The organism is Streptomyces sp. NPDC001851 (assembly GCF_040297165.1).
Lineage (GTDB): Bacteria > Actinomycetota > Actinomycetes > Streptomycetales > Streptomycetaceae > Streptomyces.
Genome location: NZ_JBEOYR010000012.1, coordinates 42,630 through 59,270, shown reverse-complemented (window position 1 = coordinate 59,270; position 16,641 = coordinate 42,630). Strand labels below are relative to the sequence as shown.

Annotated in this window: 19 protein-coding genes and 1 pseudogene; 9 read left to right on the top strand and 11 right to left on the bottom strand. The window is 71.7% G+C overall.

The features are described 5' to 3' along the window. Positions 1–6: 6 nt before the first annotated feature. The 3 genes from ABT171_RS19320 to ABT171_RS19310 form a co-directional block, all read right to left on the bottom strand. A complete protein-coding gene (locus ABT171_RS19320) occupies positions 7–942 on the bottom strand; it encodes a 3,4-dihydroxyphenylacetate 2,3-dioxygenase (RefSeq protein ID WP_351245275.1) in 936 nt (311 codons plus the stop codon). Beyond that, positions 935–2,404: an aldehyde dehydrogenase gene (locus ABT171_RS19315; protein ID WP_351245273.1), complete on the bottom strand. Its 1,470-nt coding sequence runs from the start codon at positions 2,402–2,404 to the stop codon at positions 935–937. The genes ABT171_RS19320 and ABT171_RS19315 overlap by 8 nt, the downstream gene beginning before the upstream one ends. A gap of 225 nt (positions 2,405–2,629) precedes the next feature. Then, complete coding sequence (locus tag ABT171_RS19310; protein WP_351245271.1) at positions 2,630–3,205, bottom strand: MarR family winged helix-turn-helix transcriptional regulator; 576 nt, start codon at positions 3,203–3,205, stop codon at positions 2,630–2,632. Between the two features lie 271 nt (positions 3,206–3,476). Here ABT171_RS19310 and ABT171_RS19305 point away from each other — a divergent pair, with 271 nt between their 5' ends. Next, complete coding sequence (locus ABT171_RS19305; RefSeq protein ID WP_351245269.1) at positions 3,477–4,832, top strand: glutamine synthetase family protein; 1,356 nt, start codon at positions 3,477–3,479, stop codon at positions 4,830–4,832. A 17-nt stretch (positions 4,833–4,849) separates the two neighbouring features. Here ABT171_RS19305 and ABT171_RS19300 read toward each other — a convergent pair whose 3' ends face one another. Then, on the bottom strand, positions 4,850–5,431 hold the full coding sequence (locus ABT171_RS19300; RefSeq protein WP_351245267.1) for a TetR/AcrR family transcriptional regulator: 582 nt from the start codon (positions 5,429–5,431) through the stop codon (positions 4,850–4,852). A 183-nt stretch (positions 5,432–5,614) separates the two neighbouring features. On the opposite strand from ABT171_RS19300, the gene ABT171_RS19295 reads away from it, so the two are divergent. The 3 genes and pseudogenes from ABT171_RS19295 to ABT171_RS19285 all read left to right on the top strand — a co-directional run. Next, the gene (locus ABT171_RS19295) at positions 5,615–5,965 is read left to right on the top strand and encodes an antibiotic biosynthesis monooxygenase family protein (protein ID WP_351245265.1); all 351 of its coding nucleotides are present in this window, start codon (positions 5,615–5,617) and stop codon (positions 5,963–5,965) included. 339 nt (positions 5,966–6,304) lie between these two features. Next, a complete protein-coding gene (locus ABT171_RS19290; protein ID WP_351245263.1) occupies positions 6,305–6,730 on the top strand; it encodes a DUF4267 domain-containing protein in 426 nt (141 codons plus the stop codon). A gap of 93 nt (positions 6,731–6,823) precedes the next feature. Beyond that, positions 6,824–6,946, top strand: a pseudogene (locus ABT171_RS19285) (50S ribosomal protein L32); the annotation flags it as partial. A 78-nt stretch (positions 6,947–7,024) separates the two neighbouring features. On the opposite strand, the gene ABT171_RS19280 reads toward ABT171_RS19285, so the two are convergent. Together ABT171_RS19280 and ABT171_RS19275 are read right to left on the bottom strand one after the other, a co-directional pair. Then, positions 7,025–7,684, bottom strand: a complete 660-nt coding sequence (locus ABT171_RS19280) for a hypothetical protein (protein ID WP_351245261.1) — start codon at positions 7,682–7,684, stop codon at positions 7,025–7,027. Beyond that, the gene (locus ABT171_RS19275) at positions 7,681–8,550 is read right to left on the bottom strand and encodes an ATP-binding cassette domain-containing protein (protein ID WP_351245259.1); all 870 of its coding nucleotides are present in this window, start codon (positions 8,548–8,550) and stop codon (positions 7,681–7,683) included. Before ABT171_RS19275 ends, ABT171_RS19280 begins: the two co-directional genes overlap by 4 nt. 161 nt (positions 8,551–8,711) lie before the next feature. On the opposite strand from ABT171_RS19275, the gene ABT171_RS19270 reads away from it, so the two are divergent. Then, positions 8,712–9,134: an SRPBCC family protein gene (locus tag ABT171_RS19270; protein WP_351245257.1), complete on the top strand. Its 423-nt coding sequence runs from the start codon at positions 8,712–8,714 to the stop codon at positions 9,132–9,134. A 4-nt stretch (positions 9,135–9,138) separates the two neighbouring features. On the opposite strand, the gene ABT171_RS19265 is transcribed toward ABT171_RS19270, so the two are convergent. Together ABT171_RS19265 and ABT171_RS19260 are read right to left on the bottom strand one after the other, a co-directional pair. Next, positions 9,139–9,417 carry a hypothetical protein gene (locus ABT171_RS19265; protein WP_351245255.1) on the bottom strand — a complete coding sequence of 93 codons (279 nt, stop codon included), beginning with the start codon at positions 9,415–9,417 and terminating at the stop codon, positions 9,139–9,141. A 64-nt stretch (positions 9,418–9,481) separates the two neighbouring features. After that, positions 9,482–10,231: a PP2C family protein-serine/threonine phosphatase gene (locus tag ABT171_RS19260; RefSeq protein ID WP_351245253.1), complete on the bottom strand. Its 750-nt coding sequence runs from the start codon at positions 10,229–10,231 to the stop codon at positions 9,482–9,484. 87 nt (positions 10,232–10,318) lie between these two features. Here ABT171_RS19260 and ABT171_RS19255 point away from each other — a divergent pair, with 87 nt between their 5' ends. The 3 genes from ABT171_RS19255 to ABT171_RS19245 all read left to right on the top strand — a co-directional run bounded on the left by ABT171_RS19255 (position 10,319) and on the right by ABT171_RS19245 (position 12,868). Further along, a complete protein-coding gene (locus tag ABT171_RS19255; RefSeq protein ID WP_351245251.1) occupies positions 10,319–10,678 on the top strand; it encodes a DUF6204 family protein in 360 nt (119 codons plus the stop codon). A gap of 76 nt (positions 10,679–10,754) precedes the next feature. Beyond that, a complete protein-coding gene (locus ABT171_RS19250) occupies positions 10,755–11,198 on the top strand; it encodes a MarR family winged helix-turn-helix transcriptional regulator (RefSeq protein WP_351245249.1) in 444 nt (147 codons plus the stop codon). Between the two features lie 233 nt (positions 11,199–11,431). Further along, positions 11,432–12,868, top strand: coding sequence for a hypothetical protein (locus tag ABT171_RS19245; RefSeq protein ID WP_351245247.1), 1,437 nt, complete (start codon positions 11,432–11,434; stop codon positions 12,866–12,868). A 19-nt stretch (positions 12,869–12,887) separates the two neighbouring features. On the opposite strand, the gene ABT171_RS19240 is transcribed toward ABT171_RS19245, so the two are convergent. Continuing rightward, complete coding sequence (locus ABT171_RS19240; RefSeq protein WP_351245245.1) at positions 12,888–13,331, bottom strand: pyrophosphohydrolase domain-containing protein; 444 nt, start codon at positions 13,329–13,331, stop codon at positions 12,888–12,890. Between the two features lie 105 nt (positions 13,332–13,436). On the opposite strand from ABT171_RS19240, the gene ABT171_RS19235 reads away from it, so the two are divergent. Continuing rightward, the gene (locus tag ABT171_RS19235) at positions 13,437–14,435 is read left to right on the top strand and encodes a TAXI family TRAP transporter solute-binding subunit (RefSeq protein WP_351245243.1); all 999 of its coding nucleotides are present in this window, start codon (positions 13,437–13,439) and stop codon (positions 14,433–14,435) included. Positions 14,436–14,489: 54 nt separating this feature from the next. On the opposite strand, the gene ABT171_RS19230 is transcribed toward ABT171_RS19235, so the two are convergent. Next, a complete protein-coding gene (locus tag ABT171_RS19230; RefSeq protein ID WP_351245241.1) occupies positions 14,490–15,893 on the bottom strand; it encodes a sensor histidine kinase in 1,404 nt (467 codons plus the stop codon). Positions 15,894–15,902: 9 nt separating this feature from the next. Continuing rightward, positions 15,903–16,589, bottom strand: a complete 687-nt coding sequence (locus ABT171_RS19225; protein ID WP_351245239.1) for a response regulator transcription factor — start codon at positions 16,587–16,589, stop codon at positions 15,903–15,905. Positions 16,590–16,641 lie beyond the last annotated feature (52 nt).

Sequence of the window (16,641 nt, the reverse complement as noted above, 5' to 3'; positions counted from 1 at the left end):
GGGCTCCTAGACACGACTGTGAGGGGTGCGCGCGGCGGGCAGGCCGGTACCGGTCCAGCCGTCGGCGGGACGGTCGAACCAGAGGTGCACCTGACCGGTGCCGACCGAGTTCTCGTACTCGCCGTACTGGCGGGCCCTGGCCCTGCACGCCCGCCCGCCGAGTGCGCCGGCCGTCATCAGGTAGTGGAAGAACCTGGCCTCGGGCCTGTACTTCCAGAACGTGTCCATGGAGTCGAGGACCCGGTCGTGGCGGCCCTCCTTGAACCAGGCGATCCGCTCCTCGTCGGCCGCGCGCGCCTCGGGCGTGAAGATGTGCGCCGGGTCGCTGGCCTCGTGGTCACGGATCTCACGCAGCGGCCAGAAGGTGTGCGACAGCGCTCCGGAGGCGATGAGCAGGACCCGGCGTCCCGGGGTGGCGGCGATGCCGTCGGCCAGCGCCCGGCCGAGGCGCAGGTGGTCCTCCATGTCGCCGGTCTGGCACACGCCGATCGTCACCCACCGCTTGTCCGGCAGGCCCTCACCGAGGAACTTCCACAGGTTGACGGTCGCGTAGGAGATCGGCAGGTACGGGTCGTCGATCGCCGTGATGAACGTGCCGTGCCTGTCCGCGAACGACGCGATGCGGTGGGCGAGTTCGGGGTCACCGGGGAAGTCGTACGGCATGCGGCACATGCCGCGCGGCAGTTCCTCGGAGGTGAACAGGCCGGCCCGGCGGGGCTGTGCGGTGACGACGAACTCGACGGTGGTGGCCCAGTGGGAGTCGAGGACGACGACGGTGTCGTACGCGTGGGCGCTGCCGCGCTCGAAGACGTCCTCGCGAAGCTGCCGCAGGCCGGTGACGAGGGTGATCTCCTTGCCCTCGTTCAGCTGCCGCCGGGTCTCCTCCGGGAGCACGATGGTGGGCACGTGGGCGAGCAGGCCCGCCCCGACGATCTCACCCATGGGCCTTCCATCCGTTCGGGGCGGTGACGGTGTTCTTCACGTCGCAGTAGAAGTCGAAGCTCCAGGTGCCGCCCTCGCGGCCCATGCCCGAGCGGCGGGAGCCGCCGAAGGGCGCCCTCAGGTCGCGGACGAAGAAGCAGTTGACCCAGACGGTGCCGGCGACCAGCTGGGCGGTGACGCGTCCGGCGCGCTCGGGGTCGCCCGTGGCGACGGTGGCGGCCAGGCCGAAGCGGGTGTCGTTGGCGAGCCGGACCGCCTCTTCCTCGCCGGTGAAGGTCTGGAGCGTCACGACCGGGCCGAAGACCTCCTCCTGGACGATCTCGGAGGTCTGGGCGACGCCGGTGAGGAGGGTCGGCGCGTAGTACTGCCCCTGCTCGGGGTGTCCGCCGATGACCGCGCGGGCGCCGGCCGCCAGTGCCCGCTGGACGAAGCCGTCGATCTTCTCCAGCTGGCAGGGGTGGATGACGGGGCCGATGTCGGTGGCCTCGTCGCGCGGGTCGCCCTGCTTCAGCCGGGACACCCTGCCGACGAAGCGGCGGGTGAACTCCTCCGCGACCGTCTCCTCGACCAGAACGCGGGTGGCGGCGAGGCACACCTGCCCGGCGTTGTCGTACTGCTCCACCGCCAGGTCGACGGCCAGGTCCAGGTCCGCGTCGGCGAACACCAGCAGCGGGGACTTGCCGCCCAGCTCCAGACTCATCGGCGTCAGGTTGGCGGCGGCCGACGCGGCGATCCGGCGTGCGGTCGCGACGGAGCCGGTGAAACCGATCCTGCGCACGTCCGGGTGCGAGGTGAGCGCGTCGCCGATCTCCGGGCCGTAGCCCTGCACCACGTTCAGCACACCGGCTGGAAGCCCGGCCTCGGCCGCGATGTCGGCCAGCAGCGAGGCGGTCAGCGGGGACCACTCGGCCGGCTTGAGGACGACCGTGTTGCCCGCCGCCAGCGCCGGGGCCACCTTCCATGTGGCGAGCATCAGCGGTGCGTTCCAGGGCGTGATCAGTACGCAGGGGCCGGCCGGGTCCCAGCTGACGTGGTTGGTGTGACCGCGGGTCTCGAAGTCCTCGTGCTCCAGCTTCAGCAGCCAGTCGGCGAAGAAGCGGAAGTTGTGCGCGACGCGGGGCATGACACCGCGGCGGTGGGAGCGCAGGAGGGCGCCGTTGTCGGTGGTCTCGACGACGGCCAGCTCTTCGAGCCGCTTCTCGACTCCCCCGGCGATGGCGTGCAGGATGCGGGCGCGCTCGGGGCGCGGGGTGGCGGCCCAGCCGGGGAAGGCGGCCTTGGCGGCGGCGACGGCCGCGGCGGCCTCCTCCGCGGTACCCCGGGCGATCTCCCCGATGACGCTGCCGTCGATCGGTGAGATGTCGGTGAACGTCTCACCGGAGGCGACGCGCTCGCCGCCGATCCAGTGCCGGCCGTCAACCGGTACCCCGGCGATGACGGCTGCTGGGACCTCGCGGGTCATGTCCCACCACCCTCCGTTTCGTTTGACCCCAAATAGACAGCCGGGCCGCGGGAGCGTCAAGCCCTGCCGGAAGTTTTATTTGGGATCAAACGTTTTGGCTGGAGGTCGACACCCTTCCCCGGCGGCGGAGCCGGGCACCTCCGGCGGGCGCACGCCACCCCTGCCGAAGAACGACACTGCGAGCGGCACGCCGACCGGCCGGGACCGCGGCCTCCGGCGGCCGGGCTACGGGCGCGGGCGGCGGCCCGAGCGCCGCGGGGCGAGGCTCGCGCCGTCGAGGAGCTCCCGCCTGCGCTGCTCACCGTGCTCCTCAAGCCGGCCGACGATGACCCGCAGACTGTCGGCGAGCTGGAGGCACTGGTCGGGGCTGAGCGGGGCGGCGACGAACGCTTCCTCGGCGTTGAAGGCCGGGAACAGCCTCTCCATGAGCCTCTCCCCTGCGGGGGTCAGCGAGAGCAGGACCCGGCGGCGGTCCTCGGGGTGGGGGGAACGGGCCACGAGACCGCGCGATTCGAGGGTGCGCGAAATGCCGGTCAGGGTGCCTTTGGAGATACCCGCCTCCTCGGCCACGGACCAGGTTTCCGCCTCGCCCCAGATCCACAGCACCCACAGCACGACGAAGCCGGTCCACGTCAGCTCGTGCGGACGCAGCACCGAGTTCTCCAGGTGCTGCCGGACGGCGGCGGCCGCCCGGTGGATGTTGGCCACGGCGGCCATGGCCTCGCGCTGCAGAGTCAGGCCACCCAGCCGCTGCTGTACGGCCCGCTCGGTTTCTGTGATGGATCGGCGGGGCCCGGGCACGGGGCTCCTCCTCGTCGTCGGGGCGGTGCGGGCCGCCGAGGCTTCGTTTGCGGTCAAATGTATCTCCGCAGCCGCCGGATCCGGCGTCCTCGACCCCGGGTGGAGGCAGGCGAGCTTTCGGCGCCCTCTTGTGGGCGGTACGGCCGGCTTCTATCGTTTGACACCAAACGGATGCGGTCTCGGCGCAACCGCCCGGCCTTGGGGCCGCACAGCTACCGAGCGGGCGAATCAGGACAGCCGGCAAGCCCTCACCGCATCCCTGGAGTATCACTTGAGCGCTCGCGCAGACGGCCGGGTCCGACAGACGATCGAGGCGCTCGACGCCCAGGGGATCGACGTCCTCCGCGTCGCCTACCCGGACCTGATGGGCTCCGACCGCAGCCGGGACATCCTGCTGCACCATCTGCCGCACGCGGCCGGACACGGCCTCGCCTTCAGCCGCGCCGTGTATCACACCGGCGCTCTCGGTGATCACTCCGACATCGCGGGCGGCCTTCAGGCGGGCATGCCCGACGTCCTGGTGCGCCCGGACCTGGATACCGTCGCCCCGCTGCCGTGGGAGCCGAACGTCGCCTGGTGCATCGGTGACGTCCTCGACCCGGCCACCGGCCGGAGCGTGCCCGAGTCGCCCAGGGACCTGCTGCGCCAGGTCCTCACCCGGCTGAACAAGGCGGGCCTGACCGCGCTCGTCGGCCCCGAACTGGAATACGTCCTGCTCGAACCGGACGCCGACACGCCCACCGGATGGCGGCGCTACGCCCCTGCCCCGGGCGACGTCTACACCACCGGCCGCCGCGCCGACCCGGACGGACACCTGCTGCGCACGATGCGCGCCCTGCACGCGCTCGGCCTGGACGTCAGCGGCGGCAACCGCGAGTTCGACGGCGGACAGTTCGAGATCAACCTCAGCCACTCAGAAGCGCTCGACGCCGCTGACCGCGCCTTCCGGTTCAAGGCCGCGGTCAAGGAACTCGCCCGCGCCGAGGGCCGGCTGGCGACGTTCATGGCCAAGCCGTTCAACGACGGCGGCGGATCGGGATTCCACCTGCACGTCTCCCTGGCCGACGCGGACGGGAACAACGTCTTCGACGCCCCCCGGGAGGCCCACGGCCTCTCGGCCACGGCCCGTCACGCCCTGGCCGGCGTCCTCGTACACGCGCCCGCCCTGTCCGCACTGCTCAACCCCACCGTCAACTCGTACAAGCGGTTCGGCCCGGGCACCACCGCCCCCTGGCTGATCAACTGGGGCCTGGACAACCGGAACGCCCTGGTGCGGATCCCGCCGGAGCGGGGTGCCGCATCCCGGCTGGAAGTCCGCCTCGGCGACGCCACGGCCAATCCGTACCTCGCCGTCGCCGGCCTCCTGGCCGCCATCCACCTCGGCATCACTGCCGCGGCCGAGCCTCCGGCGCCGGCGACCGGCCTCGCCGCCGACACCGGGACCGCCGACCGGCTGCCCACCGGCCTCGGCCAGGCCCTCGACGCCCTGCAGGCGGACGACCAACTCATCGACGTCCTCGGCAAGTCGTTCGCCGACGCCTTCCTCACCTTCAAGCGGGACGAGCTCGCCCGGTTCCACGGGTACGTCACCGACTGGGAGTTCCGGGAGTACGCCCGGACCAACTGACACCGCCCGCTTCCCTTTCAGGGCGTGGGTGCGGTGAGATACCGCTGGACCGTGGGTCCGACCCAGTCCACGATCTCCTCGCGGCTGAGCGCCACGCTCGCCGGGAACCGCAGCACGTAGCGCGTCAGCGCGAGCCCCAGCACAGTCGAGGAGCACAGTGCCGCCCGCGCCGGCGCCTGCTCCGGCTCGGGGCCCACCCGGCGGGCCAGCGGGATCAACTGCTCGCGCAGCACGCTCTGCATGCGATCGGCGGCGGCCGGGTCGGTGGCGCCGACCCGCATCAGCGCGGTGAGCTCCTCGTTCTCCTCCCACAGGGTGAGGAAGTGGCGCACCAGCGTCCGGCCGATCTCCTCGCGCGGTTCGACGGACAGGCCGGGCAGCCCGGGGTCGATCGCGACGGCCGCCGCGAACAGGCCCGCCTTGTTGCCGTAGTAGCGCATCACCATCGACGGGTCGATCTTCGCGTCGCGCGCGATGGCCCGGATGGTCGCCTTCTCGTAGCCGTCCGCCGCGAACCGCTCGCGGGCCGCGGCGAGGATCGTGGCGCGGGTGGCGTCGGAACGCCGTGCGGCCTGCTGGTTCTCCGTGGTGCCGGTCATACCAACAAGCGTAGGCCAACACGTGTTGACAGTCCAGCACTACGGCTCTACGTTTGCCCACAAGCGTTGACCAACAAGCGTTGGCAAGGTGGCACCCGTCCGAGGCCGGCACCGGTGATGCCCTTGAGCGGCGGCCGGCCGCGATGCCCGTGGGACAACCGACAGCGAGAGGAAGTGCCGAAGATGGCCAAGCTGCAGAGCCTGGACCCGAATACGCCGATGTTCGCGCAGTTCAAGGAGAAGACCGGACCCATCGTCCTGGCCAACACCTTCTTCGTCCCGAAGGAGAGGACCGAGGCGTTCCTGACCCTCTTTCGAAGGCAGGCGGAGTTCATGGAGGCCCAGCCGGGATTCGTATCCCTGCGGATGCACAAGGGAACGGCGGACAGTCGGCTTCTGATGAACGTCGCGGTCTGGGAGTCGACCGAGGCGCTCGCCACGGCGTTCGGCAGCCCGGAGTTCCAGCGCATGGCGGCCGAGTTCCCCGACGACATCGTGTCGTACCCGCACATCTTCGAGCAGATCGACGTATGACACGGCAGCTGTAGCCGGGGAGGGCAGGCCTCGGCGCGGTTCCTGGCCGACATCCTCGGCCTGACGGTCGATCCGCCGGTGGCGCACTTCACGCCGGTCACGCTGGCCAACCGGGTCAGCCTGGACTACGACCAGCTGGACGACTTCGAGCCACGCCACTACGCGTTCATCATTACGGCTTCGCTGGTGGCGGGATCGCGTACACAGTCGCGACCGACGCGATGCCGTGCGCGGACGGTCGGGTGACGTCACCGGCTCTTCTGTCACGCCCACGGGCGTAACGCGCGCTCCAGCTCCACGAGCTCACCCATCCGACGAAGACTCGCAAGGAGAAGAACAGTGTCGCTGAAGAAGATCAACACCGTCCTGGCCGCCGCCTTCATCCTCTTCATCCTGTGGTTCGGGACGGAGTTCATCCTGAGCCCGGAGACGACCGCGCCGAGCTTCGGCCTGCCGAGCTGGCCGTCCGGCGACGGCGGCGGCTTCCTGATCATCAAGGGAATCCGCGACGTCGTCCTGGCCCTGGTCCTGGGCATCCTGCTGGTGACGGGCCACCGCCGGGCGCTGGGCTGGGTCCTGCTGGTGGAGGCCCTCGCCGCGTACGGCGACATGGCCACCGTGCTGGCCCATCACGGCTCCGTGGCCACCGCGCTCGGCGTCCACGGCCTGACCGCGGCACTGATGATGGTCAACGGCCTGCTGATCATGCGCGAGACCCGCAAGGTCGCGGCCGTTGCGGCAACGCACGTCCCGCAGCCCGCCTGACGCCACCTTGGCGCGTGTCGGGATGCGGGGACTGCGGGCGAGTTGGCGGATCGCACCGGCTGTCCGGGCCGGTGGCGGGGACGGGCCACTGTGCGCGCGAGCTTCGACGCGACCACGCCCGCCCTGGTGCCCGTCACCGTCGACGGAGTGTCACACCTGGTACCCCCGCGGCTGGTCAAGGCGTACGAGCGCGGGCTGCTGCGCCCCGGGGGCTGAGCGTTGATGCCGTACGGCCCCTCCGGCCGCGCCTTGGCGGTGATCGCTCCTCGGGCCGCAGGGAGCGAGGAGTCGTCGTCACTCTCTCCGGGTGGCGACGAACTGGGCGACGGCCGTGAACGCGGCCAGGATCACGGCCGCGATCGCCAGCATGCCGCCCGCGGGAGCCAGCAGCTTCGCCGCCTGGGGGGTCGTCGCCATCAGGGTGAAGAGCCGGTTCACCGGGGGCACCCCCTTGGCGAAGAGGGCTCCCGTCACCAGTGCGACGGCGGAGACCACCGCGTAGCCCTGTCGCCCGAAGACCAGCCGCGAGCACAGCACGCCGATGGCGATGCCCACGAAGGCACAGGTCAGCTGGGCCTCGACTCCCAGCAGAAGATCCCCCACGGTGACGTCGTAGCGCCCCGTCCACAGCGGGAAGAGCAGGCCGAAGACCATCAGCACCAGACAGCTCAGCAGCGCCGTGCCGATCGCCGCGAGCAGGACCTTGAGCGACCGGCCGCCGGACGCGACGACGACGATCGCCCGCTGTGCCGGTTCGTCCAGGCTCATCAGCGCAACGGTCAACCAGGTCGAGCAGACGAACAGCGCACCGGCGGACGACGCGTACGCGGGAGGCAAGGGGCCGCTGCCGTTCACCGTCAGCACGCCCAGCAGACCCATGAACAGGAGCAACGGGGCGACGTAGCGCTGGGTGTGCAGCACGGTGGCGAACGTGTAGCGGATGAGGGCGATCACTGTATGCCTCCGTTCGCGGCAGCGTCCCGCGCCAGGAGGTCCGCCGCCGTCCCTTCCACCCGTTCCACGGACCAGCCGTGGTGAAGCGCGGCGAGCAGCAGGGCGTCGGTGGCCTCGCGCGCCACTCGCACCCGGACACCCGAGGCCGTGCGGCTCACCGTCAGCACGCCGTCCAGCTCCTCCCAGACCAGGTGCTGAGGCGCACGGCCGCCCGGGTATCCGGTCAGGACGACGTCACAGGGGGGCCGGTGCCCGTCCGGCCGGGACTCCGGCCCGCGCAACGCGACCCGGCCACCGCCGACGCTGTAGGTCCGGGTGGCACGGGCCCGCGTCACCGACTCGCGGTGGTCGGTGAAGACCACCGTCCCTCCGGCGCCGGCGACCTCGGTCATGATCTCGGCCAGGACACCGTGGGCATCGGCGTCCAGCCCCGACCACGGCTCGTCGAGAACGAGCAGTCCGGGATCCACCAGGAGGGCCTGGGCCACCGCGACCTTCTGGGCGTTGCCCTTGGAAAGGCTCCGCAGCGGGGCCCGCTCGCCGCCCACCAGTGCCAGCCGGTCCAGCAGCCTGTGCGCCCGCGACGAGGCGACCGCGGTGGTCAGCCCGCGCACGCGCCCCACATGGGTCAAGTAGGCCACCGCCGATATGCGTTCGTTGGGGGAGAAGCGGTCGGGCACGTAGCCCACGACCGGTGGCCGCGCCGTCACCCGGCCGCGGGTCGGACGGGACAGGCCCACCGCGATCCGCAACAGCGTCGACTTCCCGGAACCGTTCCCACCCGTGACTGCCACGACCTCTCCAGCCGGGGCCTCCACATCGACGTCCCGCAGGATCCAGTCGCCACGGCCATAGCGCTTGCTCACTGCTTGAAGTCGTAACAAGCGAAGTCCTCCGTCCCGGACACCTGCCTCGTCTGCCTCGGCTGCCTCCACTGCCCGCAGATTACGGCGCCTGCGCCTGCTCCCGTCGGGCGCACACTGTAAGCAGAAGGTCATGCGCCATGAGCCGCACACGGAGGTGAGCCATGAGCACCCTCGAACTGCACGTCGACGTCGAGGTTCCGGTCGACAAGGCCTGGGAGACCCTTCACCGGGTGGAGAACTATCCGCGCTTCGTGGACGGCGTGCGGGGCGCGCGTACGGCGGGGGGCCGCGCGCATCTGGACGTCGAGGCAGGCGGCCGGGCCCGGGAGATCGAGGCCGAGGTCACCGACCGAGGTGAGCGCGTGATGGAGTGGCTCACCACGGGCACCCCCGAGCTGACGGGCTCCTTCTCGGTTCAGCCGATCGACCAGAACCACACCCGGATCCAGGCCCGGCTGGAGTACGACCCCGGCACGGTCCGGGACGCCTTCGGCGGGCCCAAGGGGTTCGCGCAGACGAACGCGATCCAACGCCTCGTCCGCAGCGATCTGGAGCACTTCAAGGAGTACGTGGAACGAGACTGAGCGGTCAGACCTCGATCACGGCAGCGCACTCCTGGCAGACGACGGATGCGTATTCCGCGGGGTACCAGGGCGCTCCGGGCTCTTCGGAGGGCGTCCAGCGGGCCGTCTCCATGGCGAAGGTGTCCTTGCCGCAGAGGGTCCGCGGTCCGGCGGTAGTGCGCGAACCCGGGGCCGCGGGGGCCATGTGCACCTTGCGGACGCGCCGTTCCCCGCTCTTCGTCGGTCCGGTGGAGGAGCGTGGTGTCACCGGTTTGTCGACTTCGTAGACGACGATCTCGGTCATGTGTCCACCGTAGGCGGTCCTGAGCCCGAACCGGCGGACCGAACCGGCGGACGGAACCGGAGGACTATGCGTCCGCGACGCGGACGACCGCCAGCGTGATGTTGTCGGGGCCGCCCGCCCCGATGGCGGCCTTCCACAGCTCGAAGGCCGCCCGGCCGTCGTCCTGCTCCCGCATCACCTCGTCGAGCGCCTCCTGCGGCAGCGGATCGGTCAGGCCGTCGGTGCAGACGAGGTACCGGTCGCCGGGAGCCAGGGGCGCGGCTGTCACATGGGGGCGGATGGCGCGGTACGAGCGGCTGCCGCCCAGGCACTGGGTGACGATGGACGTGGTACGCCGTCCGGGTTCGAGTGGGGGGCTGTCGTCGACGCTCACCTGGCGCAAACCGTCACGGGAGGCCGTGAAGACCCGGCTGTCGCCGACGTTGAACACCAGCAGGGAGCCGGGCCGCACGACGGTGCCGGCGATGGTCGTCCCCATGGCCGCCAGCTCACCTCCCGCGTCGCCGCCGGCGGCCTGGTACACGTCGCGATTGCAGCCGTGCAAGGCGTCGCGGACGGCGTCCTCGCTGCCCAGGGCCGATCCGATGGACGCGATCCGGCGGACCACCAGGGCGCTGGCCACGTCGCCGCCGGGATGCCCGCCCAGCCCGTCGGCGACCGCGACGACCAGGGGCGTGCCGAGCGGGAAGACCAGGGTCTGCGGACTCTCCGTCACCGTGGCGCACAGGGTCCACGGCCCGATCACGAGACTGTCCTCGTTCCGTTCGCGAAGCAGCCCGGGATGGCTCAGCGCACTCACCGCCACGTACCGCATGGAGCAGCCACCGCCTTACGGCTCCAGCGTAGGCGCTCCCCGGAAAACCGGTGGAGGCGGCGGGCCTGCCGTGCCTAGGGTCGCGGGATGAGCACCCGCACTTTCCGGATCACCGTCCGCGGCGTCTTCGACGGCCTCACCGCCGCCCAGCGGGCCGCGCTGCTGGCCGACGCCGCCGAGCACGACGTGCTGCGCGCCGCGTTCACACCCGAGGGCAGCCTCACCTACGACATCGCCGCCCGCCCGGCCTTCGTCTTCCGTTTCTCCGACACCGGGGAGGAAGAGGAGGACATCCTGGAGGCGACCGAGCGGGCCGAGGAGGCGGCGAAGGCCTGGCTGACCGAGCGCGGATACGGCTTCAAGAACCTCCGTTCCACCGCCGAGGACCTCTCCCAGGCGCCGATGGGCAAGCGACAGCGCCGCGCGGCCCGTTCGAACGGCTCATGAACTTGAGCACTCAAGGAGATGGCAATGAACACGGCGGGCTCACCCGGGCAGCGGCGGAGGGGCGTGAGCTGCGGCGATGAGTGACACCCTGGACGCGGCACTGCGGCTGGTACGGGCCCAGGCGGCGGTCGTACGGCGCTTCGACGCCCGGCTGAGCGCATTGCACGGCGTCAGCCTCGCCGACTTCACGCTGCTGCTACGGCTGGGAGAGGCACCCGGGGGACGCATGCGCCGGGTCGACCTGGCCGAGGCGCTGGGCCTGACGGCCTCCGGGGTCACGCGCGGGCTGGCCCCGCTGGAGCGGATCGGGCTGGTGACCCGCGAAGCGGACGCCCGGGACGCGCGCGTGGCCTATGCGTCATTGACCACGACGGGCCGACGGCGACTGCGGGAGATGCGCGCCACGGCCGAGGAGACCGCCACCGAGATCTTCACCGCACCGGCCCTGAGCGCCGAGGACATCGCCCGGTTGTCCGCCCTGCTGACCCGTCTCGGCGGCACGGGCCTGACCGGCCGCTGATCCTCGAACCCCGGCCCGCCCCAACCCGCTTGCCCTCTCCGGGGTTTCAGCCACGGCCGACTCGAACTCGCCGTGGTGCAGCTCACGTTGCGTTGTGGCTGGTTTGTGAGGGATCTCTGTACGAGGGCATGGCATGCTCAGGGCTCGTCACGAGTTACCGGCCGGTTCTACCTCTGAGTACACCGTGTGCCCGGTAACTCTCTGCCACCCCCCATTTCACACCAGGACACTCCATGCGCAGACGCATGCGGCACAGACGCGCCCTGCTGCCCGCCTTCGCCGTGACCGCCCTCCTGCTCGCCGCGGGCTGCTCCTCGCCCACACCGCACGCAGCGGCGGGAACCGCCGGGAACGGCCCCACGCAGGTCAAGGTCGCCGACCAACCCGCCGACGGCCCTGCCCACTCGCTCGCCGTCGCCGCCGCTCCCGCCACCGGCGCCACCGCCACCGCCACGGCGGGACCGGCCGGTTCCGGACGGCGCGCGCACAAGACGGCGCTCGCCATCAGCTCGTACGACAGCCACACCCGGCGGGCCGTGCTCTCCGACCAGCCCGCGCGCAGGGGCGGTTCGCACGGCTCCCCGTCCCCCGCCTCTTCCCCCGTCCCCTCCGGTGCCCCGCACAAGGCCGCCGTCGGCGACGTGATCGCCAGCGCGCCCGCGCCCGGGGCACCGCACGGGCTGCTCGCCAAGGTCACCAAGGTGGTCGGCGAGAGGCACGGCGGCACCGAGGTGCAGACGGAACCGGCCACGCTCAACGCACTGCTCGGCGACGAGACGGCGAAGGGCGAGGTGCCGGTCGACCCGTCGTCCTTCACCGTCGACAAGCTGCTCCCCGATGTGAAGGTGTCCTGGGCGAAGGCCGGTGACGTGCACGTCGGCCCCAAGGGTGCGACGGTGCCGCTCGGCAGCCTCCGCCTCGACGTCAGCGCCGGCATACCGGCGGCCCAGGGCGCGCCGGTTTCGGCCGCCGCATCGGTGGACGGGTACGTCCAGGTCGCCCCGCAGGTCGACTTCACCTACGGCGGCGCCGGCACCGACGCGCCGCCCGGCTCCGCCTACCTCGGCGTGTCCGGCGACTGGACCTCCGGCTGGGCGGTCAAGGGGCGGGCCGCCCTGACCACCGGCACCCCGCTGCGCATCCCGTTCGCCAAGCTGCACGCCGACCCGGTCCTCCAGGTCGGTCCCGTCCCCGTCGTCGTCAACCTCGATCTGACCTGCTACGTCCAGATCAGCGGCGACGGCAAGGTCACCGTCGACGTCGAACAGAAGCTCAAGGGCGACTTCAAGGCGGGCGGCACCTTCGGCCTGGCCAAGGGCTGGACGCCGGTCAGCTCGTCGGACATGACGAGCACGCCCGTGCGCGCCTCGGTCACCACCGCCGGGACCGTGAAGACGGCGCTCGGCGCCGAGGCCTCGGTCGGCCTCTACGGCGCCGTCGGTGTCACCGCCGACCTGGCACCGTATCTGCGCGGCGAGGCCTCCGGCACGGTCACCGCCTCCTCCGACGGCAAGGCGAAGGCCGAGGGTGCCTGGACCGTGTACGGCGGGGTCGACCTGTCCGGGACCCTGCGGCTCCAGCTGTCGGTCTTCGGCACCCCGGTCATCCAGCGGAGCATCCCGCTGGGCGCCCTGAACCGCGAGTGGAGGCTGGCGGGCGGCACCTTCTAGGCGCTCCCCCGCGGACCTTCTAGGCACCCCCCTGCGCGGCACTGTCCTGCGCGGCACTGTCCTGCGCCGCCGGTATCCAGCCCTGGCGGCGCAGGACGGACGACACGTCCGGCGCCCGGTAGTGCTCCCCCTTGAGGACCTTGCCGTCGGCCCGGCGGGCCACCTGCCCGTCCGGGCCGAGCTTGCTCATATTGGCCCGGTGGATCTCGGCGATCACCTGGTCGAGGTCGATGCCGTGGACCAGAGCCGTGCCGTACGCCACGTAGACCACGTCCGCCAGTTCGTGCGCGAGCTTGTCCAGCGGGCCGTCGACCGCCACCTCGGCGACCTCCGCGGCTTCCTCGGCGAGCAGTTCCCCGCGGTGCGCGGCCAGTTCGGGGTCCACCGCCGTCGGCGTACTGCGGGCGTCGAGGCCGAAGGCGCGGTGGAACTCACGGACGAGTCCGGCGGGAGAAGTGCTCATGCGACGACTGTATCGGCCGCCACTGACAGAGCCCCCGGTCCGCCTCCGGGTGCGGAGTGACCGCGGCCCTGGTCAGCGGCGCTCCCGGCCTGGCAGGATCGCCGCATGTCCAAGGTGTTCCCCCGAATCGGCCGGCGCCGGGCGGTGCCGGCCGCGGTCGCCGGTGCCGTGGTGCTCGGGCTGCTGCTGTGGTGGCTGCTGCCCCTGGGCGAGAAGCCGCCGAGCGGGACGATCGTCTTCAGCACGGGCACGCCCCGGGGGGTCTACCAGGAGTACGGCGAGCGGCTGCGCGCCGAGTTCGCCAAGGACATGCCCGGCCTGAAGGTGAAGCTGCTCAACAGCGCCGGTTCGCAGGAGAACGTGCAGCGGGTGGCCACCGGCAAGGCCGACTTCACCATCGCGGCGGCCGACGCGGTGGAGGCGTACCAGCTGGGGCGCGGACGCGGTGCCGGACGACTGCGCGGGGTGGCCCGGCTCTACGACGACTACGTGCATCTCGTGGTGCGCAGCGACTCGGACATCAGGAGCATCGCGGATCTGCGGCACAAGCGGGTGGCGACGGGCCTGCCCGACTCCGGGGTGCGGCTGATCGCCGAACGGGTGCTGAGGGCCGCCGGCATCGATCCGCGCAAGGACATCACCCCGGCCGCGGACGGCATCGACACCGGGCCCGACCACCTGGCGCAACACAGGATCGACGCGTTCTTCTGGTCGGGCGGGCTGCCCACCAAGGGACTGGTCACGCTGGCGAAGAAGTCCGGCTTCAAGTTCGTGCCGATCGGGGGCGGCCTCGTCACCAAGCTGCACGACGAGGGCCAGGCGGCGCGCTACTACCGGGCGACCACCATCCCCGAGTCCGCCTACCCGACTGTGCAGCAGGGCAGTGTGGTCCCGACGATCGCCGTCTCCAACCTCCTGATGACCCGCAGGGACGTCGACCCCCGGTTGACCGAGTGGGTGACGCGCACCGTCATCAAGAGCCGCGACGGCATCGGCGCGCACGTCCACTCCGCCCAACTGGTCGACCTGCGCACCGCCATCTACACCGACCCCCTGCCCTTGCAGGAGGGCGCCCGACGCTACTACCGCTCGGTGAAGCCCTGATGGCGTCGCGCGGCAGGCAGGAACGGTCAGACAGGCCCTAGCAGCAGGTGGGGGTCAGGACGCCCGCTGCCGAGGCACCGACACCGTCACCCGCAATCCCCGCGGCTCGTGGTGGGCGTACTCGATCGAGCCGCCGCCCGCCGCCAGCAGGGCTCGGGTGATGGACAGGCCCAGGCCCGAGCCCTTGATGTTCTGGTGGCGGCCGCTGCGCCAGAACCGGTCGCCCACGCGCGCGAGTTCCTCGTCGGTGAGGCCGGGCCCCGTGTCGGTGACGACGACCCTGGAGGTGCCGCCCTCGGCGGCGACGGTGACCTCCACCGTGCCCCCCTCGGGTGTGAACTTCACGGCGTTGTCGATCACCGCGTCCAGAGCGCTGGACAGTGTGATCGGGTCCGCCCAGGCGGTGGTGGGCGGGCAGTCGCCGGTCAGCCGGACACCCTTGGCGTCGGCGACCGGGGACCAGGCGGCAACCCGCTCCCCGGCGAGCGCGCCGATGTCGGTCAGCGTCAGGTCCGCGTCGGCGTGCTCGGCCAGCGCCAGGTCGAGCAGGTCGTCCAGGACCTGCGCGAGACGCTTGCCCTCGGTGCGGACCGAGGCGATCTCCTCGTTGTCCTCGGGGAGTTCGAGAGCGAGCAGTTCGATGCGCAGCAGCAGCGCCGCGAGCGGGTTGCGCAGCTGGTGCGAGGCGTCCGCGACGAAGGCGCGCTGCTGCTCCAGCACGTCCTCGACGTTGTCCGCCATCTCGTTGAACGAACGGGCCAGCCGTCTGAGTTCCGGCGGACCGCCGGCGACCGCGACCCGGGACTTCAGCCGCCCGGTGGCGATGTCGTGGGTGGTGGCGTCCAGGACCCGGACCGGTCTGAGCACCCAGCCGGTCAGCCGCAGCGCCGCCCCGACGGCGAGCAGCATCGCCGCGCTCTCGCCGGCCCCGATGAGCAGCCAGCCGCGCAGGGTCCGCGAACGCATCTGCCCGGTGGGCGAGTCGGTGACCACGACCGCCACGACGTCCCCGTCCCGGATCACCGGCGAGGCGACCAGCAGCCGACTGCGCTGCCAGGGCCACACCTGCTGGGGGTCGTGGCTGCGCCGGCTGAGCAGGGCCTCGTCGAAGGCCTCCCGTACCTCCCCCTGGCGCGGTACGAACCAGTCGCCGGGAGCGTTGGCCATCGCCGAGCCGTTGCGGTAGAAGACGCCGGCACGGATGCCGTAGACGCCGTAGTAGCTGTCCAGTTCGCTGCGCAGGGCCTCCAGGCGCTCGTCGGTGCCGGTGCGGCGCGATCCGCCGGGACCGGCGGTGACGAACTGGGCGAGCGCCGCGAAGCGTGCCGTGTCGTCGATGCGGTCGACGACGACCTTCTGCTGCTGGGCGGCGGCCAGGCTGAGGGCCAGGGGAAGCCCGAGGGCGAGGAGGACGGCCGCCATCAGGACGATGAGCAGCGGCAGGAGCCGGGTGCGCACCCGTCCCCGCTAGGCGGCCGGGACGACGAGCCGGTAGCCGACGCCGCGTACCGTCTCGATCAGTGCGGGCATGCGCAGTTTGGCGCGCAGGGAGGCGACGTGCACCTCCAGGGTGCGGCCGGTGCCCTCCCAACTGGTGCGCCAGACCTCGCTGATGATCTGCTCCCGCCGGAACACCACGCCGGGGCACTGCGCGAGCAGGGCGAGCAGGTCGAACTCCTTGCGGGTCAGCTGGATCGCGGAGCCGTCCAGGGTGACCTGCCGGGTGGGCAGTTCGATGCGTACGGGACCGAGGTGCAGGGCGCTCTCGCCGCCGGTCACCGGGTCCTCGTGGACGGTGCGCCTGCTGACGGCGTGGATACGGGCGAGCAGTTCCCCGGTGTCGTACGGCTTCACCACGTAGTCGTCGGCGCCCAGGTTGAGCCCGTGGATGCGGGAGCGGACGTCGGAACGCGCGGTGACCATGATCACCGGGGTACTGGTGCGTTTGCGGATCTTGCCGCAGACCTCGTAGCCGTCCTGGTCGGGCAGGCCCAGGTCGAGCAGGACCACGCCGAAGCCGGCGCCGTCGGGGACGAGCGCCTGGAGGGCCTCCTCGCCGCTGCGCGCGTGGGTGACGTCGAAGCCGTGCCGCGCCAGCACGGCGGACAGGGCAGCGGCGACATGGTTGTCGTCCTCGACGAGCAGCAGTCTCATTCCGGCCCCCTCCGGTTCAGCGGTCGTACGGTCTGGGTCCGCGCGCAGTGGG